The sequence below is a fragment of the Massilia orientalis genome (assembly GCF_030411975.2).
In the GTDB taxonomy this organism is placed as follows: domain Bacteria; phylum Pseudomonadota; class Gammaproteobacteria; order Burkholderiales; family Burkholderiaceae_D; genus Telluria; species Telluria orientalis.
This window is the reverse complement of record NZ_JASNRB020000030.1, coordinates 42,324-53,518: the sequence shown is the minus strand read 5'-3', so window position 1 is coordinate 53,518 and position 11,195 is coordinate 42,324. Positions and strand designations below refer to the sequence as shown.

10 protein-coding genes are annotated in these 11,195 nt (G+C 68.0%); 5 read left to right on the top strand and 5 right to left on the bottom strand.

Features of this window, described 5'->3' with window-relative positions:
• Window positions 1–241 precede the first annotated feature (241 nt).
• The gene (locus QPK29_RS30050; RefSeq protein ID WP_056126841.1) at window positions 242–1,159 is read left to right on the top strand and encodes an apurinic/apyrimidinic endonuclease family protein; all 918 of its coding nucleotides are present in this window, start codon (window positions 242–244) and stop codon (window positions 1,157–1,159) included.
• Window positions 1,160–1,227: 68 nt separating this feature from the next.
• Here QPK29_RS30050 and QPK29_RS30045 read toward each other — a convergent pair whose 3' ends face one another.
• Window positions 1,228–2,217: an aldo/keto reductase gene (locus tag QPK29_RS30045; protein WP_371772023.1), complete on the bottom strand. Its 990-nt coding sequence runs from the start codon at window positions 2,215–2,217 to the stop codon at window positions 1,228–1,230.
• A gap of 201 nt (window positions 2,218–2,418) precedes the next feature.
• On the opposite strand from QPK29_RS30045, the gene QPK29_RS30040 reads away from it, so the two are divergent.
• Window positions 2,419–3,348, top strand: a complete 930-nt coding sequence (locus QPK29_RS30040; protein WP_371772024.1) for a bestrophin family protein — start codon at window positions 2,419–2,421, stop codon at window positions 3,346–3,348.
• A gap of 29 nt (window positions 3,349–3,377) precedes the next feature.
• Window positions 3,378–4,880 carry an acetyl-CoA hydrolase/transferase family protein gene (locus tag QPK29_RS30035; protein ID WP_371772025.1) on the top strand — a complete coding sequence of 501 codons (1,503 nt, stop codon included), beginning with the start codon at window positions 3,378–3,380 and terminating at the stop codon, window positions 4,878–4,880.
• Window positions 4,881–4,895: 15 nt separating this feature from the next.
• Here the strand turns inward: QPK29_RS30035 and QPK29_RS30030 are convergent, their stop codons facing one another.
• The 3 genes from QPK29_RS30030 to QPK29_RS30020 form a co-directional block, all read right to left on the bottom strand.
• The gene (locus QPK29_RS30030) at window positions 4,896–6,857 is read right to left on the bottom strand and encodes a sialate O-acetylesterase (protein ID WP_371772026.1); all 1,962 of its coding nucleotides are present in this window, start codon (window positions 6,855–6,857) and stop codon (window positions 4,896–4,898) included.
• 161 nt (window positions 6,858–7,018) lie between these two features.
• The gene (locus tag QPK29_RS30025; protein WP_371772027.1) at window positions 7,019–7,669 is read right to left on the bottom strand and encodes a hypothetical protein; all 651 of its coding nucleotides are present in this window, start codon (window positions 7,667–7,669) and stop codon (window positions 7,019–7,021) included.
• 131 nt (window positions 7,670–7,800) lie between these two features.
• The gene (locus QPK29_RS30020) at window positions 7,801–9,000 is read right to left on the bottom strand and encodes a serine hydrolase domain-containing protein (protein WP_082577579.1); all 1,200 of its coding nucleotides are present in this window, start codon (window positions 8,998–9,000) and stop codon (window positions 7,801–7,803) included.
• A 115-nt stretch (window positions 9,001–9,115) separates the two neighbouring features.
• On the opposite strand from QPK29_RS30020, the gene QPK29_RS30015 reads away from it, so the two are divergent.
• Window positions 9,116–10,132, top strand: coding sequence for an LLM class flavin-dependent oxidoreductase (locus QPK29_RS30015; protein WP_371772028.1), 1,017 nt, complete (start codon window positions 9,116–9,118; stop codon window positions 10,130–10,132).
• 58 nt (window positions 10,133–10,190) lie between these two features.
• Window positions 10,191–10,457 carry a hypothetical protein gene (locus QPK29_RS30010; RefSeq protein ID WP_056126836.1) on the top strand — a complete coding sequence of 89 codons (267 nt, stop codon included), beginning with the start codon at window positions 10,191–10,193 and terminating at the stop codon, window positions 10,455–10,457.
• Window positions 10,458–10,552: 95 nt separating this feature from the next.
• Here QPK29_RS30010 and QPK29_RS30005 read toward each other — a convergent pair whose 3' ends face one another.
• The gene (locus QPK29_RS30005) at window positions 10,553–11,143 is read right to left on the bottom strand and encodes an isochorismatase family protein (protein ID WP_371772029.1); all 591 of its coding nucleotides are present in this window, start codon (window positions 11,141–11,143) and stop codon (window positions 10,553–10,555) included.
• Between the last annotated feature and the right edge of the window lie 52 nt (window positions 11,144–11,195).

Genomic DNA, 11,195 nt, shown 5'->3' with positions numbered 1-11,195 from the left:
CACCACGCCTTCCAGCTCGCCCTACTTACACTGATCAATTTGGTGCAGGTTGTGAAAATTTGAGGGGAAGGGTCAGGCTCTGACCCCGAATTTGAGAAATTGCCTAAAAACGGGCTCTGACCCCGATGTTGGTGGTGAACCGCGTTTGACCCGCCGGTGATGGGTTTCTGCGCCGCATTGGTTTGACGGCATGGGTGGATCGGGGGACCATGGCGCCAACGTCAATGCTCCCGCTTCGTCCATGCCCGTCTCCTCCCCGCCCCAGCTCGGCCTGGTCTGCATCACCGTCTCGAAGGACATCCGCTACCGCACCGTCACGCGCAAGCGCCTGCTGGAGCAGTCGGACGACGGCCAGCGCAAGCTGCTCGACGACATCTACCGCGACAACCTGCAGACGCTGGACGGCGCGCTGCAATACTGCCGCCGCAACGGCATCCGCCTGTACCGCATCCCGTCGTCGATCTTCCCGTTCTTCGACGAGGACATCGGCCGCGCCGTGATGCAGCCCCTCGTGCCCGCGCTCGCGCGCACGGGCCGGCGCGCGACGGAACTCGGGCTGCGCCTCGTGATGCATCCGGACCAGTTCGTCGTGCTCAGTTCCGACTCGCCCGACGTCGTCGCCAACAGCGTCAAGATCCTGCAGATGCACGCCGACATCATGGACCTGCTGGAGCAACCGCGCTCGCCGTGGGCGCTGCTCGAGATCCACGGCGGCAAGGCGAACCGCAGCGACGCGCTCGTCGAGCGCATCCGTGCGCTGCCCGACGCGATCCGCCTGCGCCTGTGCCTGGAGAACGATGAATATTCATACGGCGCGGACGCGATCCACGACGTGTGCATGCGCGCCGGCGTGCCGATGGTGTTCGACGCGCACCACCACATCGTGCACGACAAGCTGGCCAGCTACGACGACCCGAGCGTGGCCGCGATGCTCGCCGCGGCGCGCGCGACGTGGCCCGTGCCGGCGCACCAGGTCGTCCACATCTCGAACGGGCGCGACGGGTTCAACGATCGCCAGCATTCGGACCTGATCACGACGATGCCGGCGGCGTATGTGGAGGCGCCGTGGATCGAGATCGAGGCGAAGTTGAAGGAAGAGGCGATCGGTGGATTACAGGGTTGGCTCCGACCCGTCGCCCCCGCGAAGGCGGGGGTCTAATTGTTCATGATCTGTCGAAACGCATGCAACCCCGGGTCCCCGCCTCCGCGGGGACGACGTTGTGCTGCTTAGCGGTTGACCGCGCCCATCGCCCCTTCCGGATACCGCGTCCCCGCCGCCGCCCCGCGCGGAAAGATCGCTTCCAGCTCCGTCAACTGCGCCGGCCCGAGGTCGATGTCGACGGCCTCCACGTTCTCGTCGAGGTAGGCGCGGCGCTTGGTGCCGGGAACCGGCACGATGTCCGGCCCCTGCGCCAGCACCCACGCGAGCGCCAGCTGGCCCGGCGTGCAGCCCGCCTCGCGCGCCAGTTCGCGCACCTTGTCGACGAGCGCGATGTTCTGCGCGAAGTTCGCGCCCTGGAAACGCGGGCTGTTGCGGCGGTAGTCGTCCGGCGCGAAATCGTCCGGCGTACGGATCTCGCCCGTGAGAAAGCCGCGGCCCAGCGGGCTGTATGGCACGAAGCCGATGCCGTGGCGGCGGCACGCATCGAGCACGCCATCCTCGGGGTCGCGCGTCCATAACGAATACTCGCTCTGCAGCGCCGTCACCGGATGCACTTTCACGGCGCGTTCGATCGTCTGTACGGACGCCTCGGACAAGCCCACGTGGCGCACCTTCCCGGCGCGGACGAGGTCCGCCAGCGCGCCCATCGTGTCCTCGATGGGCGTGGCCGGGTCCACGCGGTGCTGGTAATACAGGTCGATCGTGTCGATGCCGAGCCGCCTGAGGCTCCCCTCGCAGGCGGCGCGTACGTACTCGGGGCGGCCGGAGACGCTGAAATCGCCCGGATTCTCGGGCGTTCGCTTGACGCCGAACTTGGTGGCGATGACGAGTCCCTCGCGCCGCCCGCGGATCGCGCGCCCCAGCAAGACCTCGTTCGTGTGCGGGCCGTACATGTCGGCCGTGTCGAACAGCGTGACGCCCAGGTCGATGGCGCGCTGGATCGTCGCGATGGATTCGGCGTCGTCGCGGTTGGCGTAGAAATCGCTCATGCCCATGCAGCCCAGGCCGATGGCCGAGACGTGCAATCCTTCATTGCCCAGCTGACGTGTCTTCATGATGGTCTCCGTGCGATTGATGGGCGTGACGATAGCCGTTTCGCGGCGACGGCGGCACACGACAGGTTTATGATCATGCAAGCATTCACATCGTTCATGACGGACATGGGAAATGTGAATTGGGAGTTTCCGAGTGTGAAGTCCAGAATAGACGACCATGCCTCTTATGCACTTCATGGATGACCGGGCCTGGAGGCGGACGTGATCGTCCGCGACCGCCCATCGGCCCTGCGGCTGTTCTTCATCATGCGCGGCTCGATCCTGCCGCGCATCTGGATGCACCTCGCGGTCAGTACGCTGCTCGCGGTCGTCGTCACGTGGACCGACGGCCAGTTCGGCCACCACAAGCTGCATTTCACGACGACGCCGTTCACGCTGATGGCGCTCCCCCTCGCGATCTTCCTCGGCTTCCGTAACAACGCGGCCTATGACCGCTACTGGGAAGGCCGCAAGCAGTGGGGAGAACTGATACTGCGCAGCCGCAGCCTCGCGCGCCAGTGCCTGTCGCTCGTCGCGCCCGGCCATCCGGCCGCAGACGATCCCCACCTGCGCATCATTCGCCGCGCCATCGCGTACGCGCATGCGCTGCGCCACCGGCTGCGCGGCGACACCGACGGCAATGCCGACGTCGCGCCGTGGATCGCACCAGCCGAATGGGAACGCGTGCGCACGCAACCGAACGTCCCGTACGCGCTGATGCTCGAGATGGGCGCCGACCTCGGAGAATGCCTGCGCACGGGCCGCCTGGATGCGTGCCTCGCGCCGTCCATCGACACGAGCCTGTCCGCGCTGACGGCGGTGGCCGCGTCGTGCGAACGCATCCGCGGCACGCCGATCCCGTTTTCGTACACGCTGCTGCTGCACCGCACGGCGTACCTGTATTGCTTCCTGCTGCCGTTCGGCCTCGTGGACACGATCGGCTACCTGACGCCCCTCGTCTCGGCCATCGTGGCCTACACCTTCTTCGGCCTGGACGCCCTCGGCGACGAACTCGAGGAACCCTTCCGCGCGTCCGACAACGGCCTGCCGCTCGAGGCCCTGTGCCGCACGATCGAGATCGACCTGCGCACCGCCCTGGGCGACCGCGACCTGCCTCCCCCGCTGCTGCCGGAGAACTACCGGCTCAGCTAGTTCCACCCCGACGTAGACCCGAGAAAGACATGAAGACAGAATACCTGGACCGTATCCGCTGCGCCTCGCTGCGCGGCCGCGTCACCAGTGCGCACGAGGCTGCGCGCTGGATCAAGGACGGCATGACCGTCGGCATGAGCGGCTTCACCCGCGCCGGCGACGTCAAGCTCGTGCCGGCCGCGCTGGCCGAGCGCGCCCGCACGGAGCCGTTGAAGATCACGCTGATGACGGGCGCCTCGCTCGGCAACGACACCGACAAACGCCTCACCGAAGCGGGCGCGCTGGCGCGCCGCATGCCGTTCCAGGTGGACCCCGTGCTGCGCGCGGCGATCAACCGCGGCGAGGTGATGTACATCGACCAGCACCTGTCCGAGACCGTCGAACAGCTGCGCAGCCGCCACATCGCCCCGGTCGACGTGGCCATCGTGGAAGCGGTGGCGATCACGGAAGACGGCGCCGTCGTGCCCACGACCTCCGTCGGCAACAGCGCCAGCTTCGCGATCCTGGCCGACAAGGTGATCGTCGAGATCAACCTCGCCCAGCCGGCCGGCCTGGAAGGCCTGCACGACATCTGGATTCCGAAGAAGCGCCCGTTGCGCGAACCGATCCCGATCATGTCGGCCGACGACCGCGCCGGCACGCCGTGGATCGCCCTCCCGCCCGAGAAGATCGTTGCGATCGTGCTGTCCGACCAGCCGGATTCGACGTCGTCCGTGCTGCCGGCCGATAGCGAGACGGCCGCCATCGCGGGCCACCTGATCCGCTTCTTCGAAAGGGAAATCGAGGCGGGCCGCCTGACGAAGGAACTGCTGCCGCTGCAGGCCGGCATCGGCACGATCGCCAACGCGGTGCTGGCCGGCTTTGCCGACAGCCCGTTCGAGCGCCTGACGATGTATTCCGAAGTGCTGCAGGATTCGACGTTCGACCTGTTCGACGCGGGCAAGCTGGATTTCGCGTCCGGCTCGTCGATCACGCTGTCGCCGGAAAAGAGCCGGCAGGTGTTCCGCGACTTCGGCCGCTACCGCGACAAGCTCGTGCTGCGCCCGCAGGAAGTGTCCAACCACCCGGAAGTGATCCGCCGCCTCGGCATCATCGCCATCAACACGGCGCTGGAAGCGGACATCTACGGGAACATCAATTCGACGCACGTGCTGGGCACGCACATGATGAACGGGATCGGCGGCTCGGGCGACTTCGCGCGCAACGCCTACCTGTCGATCTTCGCGACCAAGGCCACGGCCAAGGGCGGGAAGGTGTCGTCGATCGTGCCGATGGTGACGCACGTCGACCACACGGAGCACGACGTCGACATCATCGTCACGGAACTGGGCCTCGCCGACCTGCGCGGCCTCGCGCCGCGCGAGCGGGCCGAGGTCATCATCGAACAGTGCACGGCCGAACCGTACAAATCGATGCTGCGCGCCTACGTCGCCGAAGCGCAGCAGCGCGGCGGCCAGACGCCGCACGTGCTGGAGCAGGCGTACGCGTGGCACACCCGCTACAGCAAGACCGGCGCTATGCTCGAGGCTTGAACTTTCAGCGCACCGTCAGCGCACCTCGAGCTGGAACGGCGCGGCCGGCAGGTCGTCCGCGCCGAACAGGTTCACGAACGGCGCGTCGGCCCACGCGTAGCGCACGCGCGTGACGTCCGGCGTGCCGGCGCCGGCCAGGACGACGGTGTCGCCGGCCACGCGCGCATCGGCATAGCGGCACGTCGTGCCCGCGCACACCTCGAACGCGTTGGCGCGGTCGGACGAATACGTCGCCAGGCCGCCGCCCGTGTCCTTGAACGTCACGACGATGTCGCCGCCCTTGCGCTGTGCCGACACGGCCGTCGGGCTGCCGGGGATCGTCTTCTCGCCATACGCGACGGCGCGGGCCGCGCGCGCGAGGCGCTCGCCGACGAGCGTCTTCTGGGTCGGGTGGATGTCGAAACGGTCGCCCACGTCGATCGTGACGGCCAGGCCCGCGTGCGGGTCGTTCGCCACCGCGGCCGCCTGCGCGTCGCGCAGCTCGGCCCAGCCGGACTGGCCCGGCGTTTTCGCCGGCGCCCCATACGACGTCAGTTGGACGACGAAGAACGGGAGCGTCGGCTGGCCGAAGCGCTGGCGCCAGTCGCGCATCAAGAGCGGCAGCAACGTGCGGTATTCCTGCGCCGCGCCGGCGTTCGATTCGCCCTGGTACCACGCGGCCAGCTTGAATTTATAGCCGACCAGCGGCGCGATCATGCCGTTGTACAGCGTGGTCAGGCTCGTCGGCACGGACCACGCCGCCGGCGGCACCGACTGGCCTTTCATGGCGCCGCCGCGCTGGACCTTCCATGCGGCCGGCAGCGGGATCGCCTGGCCGTCCGCGAGGCCGATGCTGCGCTTGTCCACCGGTCCCGACAGGCCGCCGCCCTGCCCGCCGCTCAGCACGCGCATGGCGATCACGTTGCGGCCCGGCTTGAACACGCCGGCCGGCACATCGTAGTCGCGCCAGATCCATCCCGTGCTGACGCCGCCCACGCGCACGCCGTTGACCCACGTCGTGTCGTACGTGTCGACAGGGCCCAGGTGCACCGAGTTCGCGGCCTTGGCCTGCGCTTCCGTCAGGGTGATCGTCGTGCGGTACCACGCGACGCCGTCGAAGTCCTTGAAGCCGGCCACGCCGCTGTCCTTCCACGATCCGGTCGGCGTGACGGTGGGCCACGCGCTGTCGTCGAAGTCCGGCGCGATCCACGCACGCTGCGCGGCCGCCGCCGGGTCGTGCGCCGTCCACCAGGCCTCGTTGCGGGCGTCCTCGGCGCGCATGCCGGCAACCGGATCGGCGCCGTACTGTTTGACGGCGTCGACGCCGGCCGTGTAGTCGCTCACAGTGCGCAGCGACTCCCCGCCGATCCAGCCCTGGATCGTCGTGCCGCCCCAGCTGGCGTTGACGAAGCCGACCGGCACCTTGTAGCTGCCCTGCAGCGAGCGCGCCATGTAGTAGCAGACGGCGGACGCATCGCCGATGGTGTCCGGCCCCGCGATTTTCCACGCGACCGGGCCCTTGAGCTCATCCTGCGGCGCGGCCGTGCTGTTCTTCTCCACGTTCAGGAAGCGGATCTTGTCGTTGGCCGCCGTCATCGTGGTCGACCACGCGTTGGTCGAGTTGTGCACGACGAATTCCATGTTCGACTGGCCCGAGCACAGGTAGACGTCGCCGACGAGGATGTCGGCGCGGCTGACGGACTGGCCGCCCGAGGCGACCGTCAGCGTGTACGGGCCGCCCGCCGGCTGCGGCGGCAATTGCGCCTTCCACTTGCCGCGCGCATCGGCGGTGCCGTTCACGGTGCGTCCGCCCAGCGTGACGCTCACCTTGCTGCCGGCGCCGGCCGTGCCCCACACGGCAATCGGCTGGTCGCGCTGCAGGACCGCGTGGTCGGCAAAAATACGGGCCAGGCCCAGGTCGGCCGCCTGCCCCGGCAGGCAGGCGCTTGCCGCCGCGAGCGCCAGCAGGCGTGCGGCGATGCGTGTTGTCTCCATCATGATTCCTCGTCGTTGTTGAATGTTTGCGCAACCATTTTTAGGGAAACCATGTTATACCAAGGCTGGGACGGCCGCACGCGTTGTTTGCATTGGGCAAAAAAAACCAGCCCGCAGGCTGGTGTTGCGCGAAACACGGCGCCGCGGGCGCCGCATCGGGCCGATCAGTAGCCGCGGCTACCGGTGCCCTGGCTGCCGCTGGTCGTGCTGGAGCTGGTGCCGGTGCCCGCTGCGCCCGTGCCGGTCGCGCTGGTGCCCGTGCCCGAACCGGAGCCCGTGCCGCTCATGCCGCTCGAACCGGACAGGCCGGTGCCGCTGGCGCCGGTGCTGCCGCTCATGCCGCTGGTGCCCGACGAGCCGGAACCCGTGGTGCCGGTGGCGCCGCTCGAACCCGAGGAGCCGGTGCCGGTACCGGTCGGCGGCGTGGTCGTGCCGCTGCCGGTGCCCATGCTGCCGCCGGTGCCGGTGCCCGTGCCGTCCGACGTGCCGCTGCCGCCGCTGGTGCCGGTGCCGGTGCCGGTGCCGGTGCCCATGCTACCCGACGAACCGGAGGTGCCCTGGGTATCCTGGCTGCCGCTCGACGACGAACCGCTGCTGGAGGAACCGCTGGTGCCGCTCGAACCGCTGCTCGAGCTGCTCTTCTTGTGGTGTTTCTTCTTCGTGTGTTTCTTGGTGGTCGAGCTGCCCGACGTCGACTGATCCTGCGCGGTCGCGCTGCTGCCCGTCGACGAACCGGTCTGCGCCTGCGCGTTGACCGTACCGAACATCGCCACCGTGACGGCAGCACCCAGCAGGCCCTTCAGTAACTTATTCATTTTCATATCGCTCTCCTCGGAGAATGGATTTGGGGCAAAAAAAGCTCTGCAATATCAAGAAGATACTGTGGAGGCGCAGTTTAAAGACATCGCCGTGAAGGGTGCGCGCGTTAGCCGCGCGGAAACAAAAATCAGTGCGCCCCGGCCGCCTGCGCCGCGAGCGTGCCCATCCGCGTGTACAGGTCGAGGATGTTGCTCTTGTCGTCCGGATAGACGCGGTTCGACAGGAACACGTAGAACGACTTCGACTGCGGATCGACCCACAGGATGCAGCCCGTGAAGCCGGTGTGGCCATAACTGCCGACCGGGTACACGGTGCCGCGCGGGCGCTTCGCGTACGGCGAATCGATGTCCATGCCGAGGCCGCGCCTGGCCAGGCCAGGGGGCGATTGCACCGTCGTCAGCAGGCGCACGCTGTCGGGGCTCAGGATGCGCACGCCGTCCAGCACCCCGCCCGCCAGCAGCATGCGGGCGTAGCGCGCCACGTCGCCGACGGTCGTGAACACACCGGCCGAGCCCGCCACACCGCCCATGCGGCGCACCGTCGGATCATGCACGACGCCGCGCAGGAGCCCGCCCGGCGCGAGGTCGCCATGCGCGCCTTTCCCGTCCGCGCTGCCCACCTGGGTCGGCGCGATCGTCTCGACATCGACCCGGCGCAGCGGCAGGTAGCCCGTGTCGCGCATCCCCAGCGGCGCGTAGATGTGCGACTGCGCGTAATCGTCCAGCGGCGTGCCCGTGACCTTTTCGACGACCTGGCCCAGCAGCACGTAATTGACGTCGGAATAGCGGAAGAACGTACCGGGCGGGTGCGTAACAACCTGGTCGCACGCGAGCTTGTGCGCGGCCACGCGGCCTTTCCATGCAGGGACGGCCGGCAGCCCGGCGGGCAAGCCCGAGCTGTGCGTGAGCAATTGCCGGATCGTGATCGTTTCCTTGCCGCCGCCCGCGCATTCGGGGAAGTATTTGACGAGCCTGTCATCCAGGCCGATGCGCCCCTGCTCGGCCAGGATCAGCACGGACGGCGCCGTCGCGAGCACTTTCGTCAGGGACGCGGCGTCGAACGTCGTCGCCGTCGTGACGGCCGGCGCATCCCGTTCGTAGGTCAGGCGGCCGTAGGCGCGTTCGTAGACGGCGTCCTCGTGCTCCAGGTGGAATACGGCGCCGGGCAACTTGTGGGCGTCGATGGCGCCCTCGATGGCGGCGTCGATCTGGGGAAAGCGGCGCACGTCCAGCCGTGGGACATCGGCCGCGGGCACGCTCGGTACACGGGCAGGCAAGGTGCAGCCGGCAGCGAGCACGGCGATGCAGGGAAGCAGGTAAATACGCATGTTGAGCAAACGGAGATGCCGTGGAGACATTGTTCAACAGGCCATCATATGCCGTTCCGGACCGTGGCGCACGCGAAAAATTCGATCGGCGTATCATGAGGCGATGAATGCACCGATGATTCCTTTCTCGATACTCGACCTCGCCCCGATCACCGAAGGCAGCGACGCTGCCGAATCGTTCCGCCGCACGCTCGACCTCGCGCAGCACGGCGAACGCTGGGGTTACCACCGCTTCTGGCTCGCCGAACACCACGGCATGCCGGGCATCGCCAGTGCGGCGACGGCGGTGCTGATCGCCCACGTGGGCAACGGCACCTCCACCATCCGCCTCGGCGCCGGCGGCATCATGCTGCCGAACCATTCCCCGCTCGTCATCGCCGAACAGTTCGGCACGCTCGAATCGCTGTTCCCGGGCCGCATCGACCTGGGCCTCGGCCGCGCGCCCGGTTCCGACCACGCGACGGCCCGCGCGCTGCGCCGCAATCTCGCCTCCGACGCGGACGAATTTCCGCAGGACGTCGTGGAACTGATGGATTATTTTGCGGACGCCCCGCGCCGCCACGTGCGCGCCGTGCCGGGTGCCGGCCTCAAGGTGCCCGTGTGGATCCTCGGCTCCAGCCTGTTCGGCGCGCAGCTGGCGGCGATGCTGGGCCTGCCGTACGCGTTCGCGTCGCACTTCGCGCCGCAGATGATGATGCAGGCCATCGAGATCTACCGCGCCAACTTCCGCCCCTCGGCCCAGCTCGACAAGCCGTACGTGATGCTCGGCTTTAACGTGTTCGCCGCCGAGACCGATGCGGAAGCCCAGTGGCGCGCGACGTCCATGCAGCAGGCGTTCGTCAACCTGCGCAGCGGCCATCCGACGCGTCTGAAACCGCCCGTCGAAGGCTATCTCGACCTGCTCGGCCCGGCGGAGCGCGGCATGCTCGACGGCGTGCTGTCGTGCTCGGCGATCGGCTCGCCCGAGACCGTCGAACGGCAGCTCGGGGATTTCATCGCGCGCACGGGCGCGGACGAGCTGATGATCACGTCGCAGATCTACGACCACGCGGCGCGGTTGCGCTCGTACGAGATCGCGGCGGAGATCCGCCGCAAGGGTGATCTGGCGAACATTCAACCGGTGCGGCCTTAGCCACACTTGTCATCCATGGACGGCACCGGGCCGTTGATTGCATAACCATGGAGGACGTATGAACACCAAACTGATCGCCGCAACCCTGATGCTCTCGCTCGCCTCGACAGGCGCCGCCTATGCCAAACCCAGCTGCGCGAAAGGCGCCATCGTCGGCGGCGTCGGCGGCCACGTGGCGGGCAAGCACGGCTTGCTGGGCGCTGCCGCCGGCTGCGCCATCGGCCACCACATGGCCAAGAAGCAGGAGAAGGAGCAGCAGCGGCAGGCGCAGGCGCAAGCACGGCAGCAGGCCGCCAACAGCCAGCAGCCGGCGCCGCGTAAATAATTAACCCGTCGTCCTCGCGAAAGCGGGGACCCATACTGAGCGACCTATTCGGCTCAGTATGGATTCCCGCGTGCGCGGGAATGACGACAGGAGCGTCACGCGTCTCCGGTTCCCGCCTGCAACGCGTCGATCACATGGCGCGTCGAGCGCACCTTGCCCATGGCGGGGAAGATGCGCCCGCAGGCGAACGCGTGCGCGTCCGCCGCCATGCTGCTCATCGCATCCTCGACGAAGACGAGCTCGTAGCCGCGGTCGAACGCGGCGCGCGCCGTCGACTCGACGCCGAAGTTGGTGGCGATGCCCCCGAGGACGATCGTCTTGATGTGGCGCCGGCGCAGCAGCTGGTCCAGTTCCGTGCCGTAGAAGGCGCCCCACTGGCGCTTCGTCACGACGATGTCCTGCGCCTGCACCTGCGCGTCCGGCGCCAGCAGCGACGCATCCGGCGGCGGCGCGGGCGTGCCGGGTTTGCGCAGCGGGGCGTCGGCCGGCGGAAGTTGCATCTGGTCGACGAGCACGCGCACGAAGATCACCATGCCGCCGCGGTCGCGCATTTCCCCCGACAGCAGCACGCAATTGCCCACCACCTGCTCCGCCGTGTACGGGGCCAGGTCGCGTTTCACATTACTGTTCTGCAAATCGATCAGCACCAGGGCGGTGCGGCCGATATCGATGTCCAGGTCGATCATGTAAAGTCCTCCTCGCCACGCAGTATCCACCGGCAGGCGATTTGGTGGCGCC

Coding starts and splice junctions, on each gene's coding strand:
- QPK29_RS30030 (WP_371772026.1), bottom strand. CDS start 6,857: ATGATGGAGACAACACGCATCGCCGCACGCCTGCTGGCGCTCGCGGCG.
- QPK29_RS30045 (WP_371772023.1), bottom strand. CDS start 2,217: ATGAAGACACGTCAGCTGGGCAATGAAGGATTGCACGTCTCGGCCATC.
- QPK29_RS30050 (WP_056126841.1), top strand. CDS start 242: ATGCCCGTCTCCTCCCCGCCCCAGCTCGGCCTGGTCTGCATCACCGTC.
- QPK29_RS30025 (WP_371772027.1), bottom strand. CDS start 7,669: ATGAATAAGTTACTGAAGGGCCTGCTGGGTGCTGCCGTCACGGTGGCG.
- QPK29_RS30005 (WP_371772029.1), bottom strand. CDS start 11,143: ATGATCGACCTGGACATCGATATCGGCCGCACCGCCCTGGTGCTGATC.
- QPK29_RS30010 (WP_056126836.1), top strand. CDS start 10,191: ATGAACACCAAACTGATCGCCGCAACCCTGATGCTCTCGCTCGCCTCG.
- QPK29_RS30015 (WP_371772028.1), top strand. CDS start 9,116: ATGATTCCTTTCTCGATACTCGACCTCGCCCCGATCACCGAAGGCAGC.
- QPK29_RS30035 (WP_371772025.1), top strand. CDS start 3,378: ATGAAGACAGAATACCTGGACCGTATCCGCTGCGCCTCGCTGCGCGGC.
- QPK29_RS30020 (WP_082577579.1), bottom strand. CDS start 9,000: ATGCGTATTTACCTGCTTCCCTGCATCGCCGTGCTCGCTGCCGGCTGC.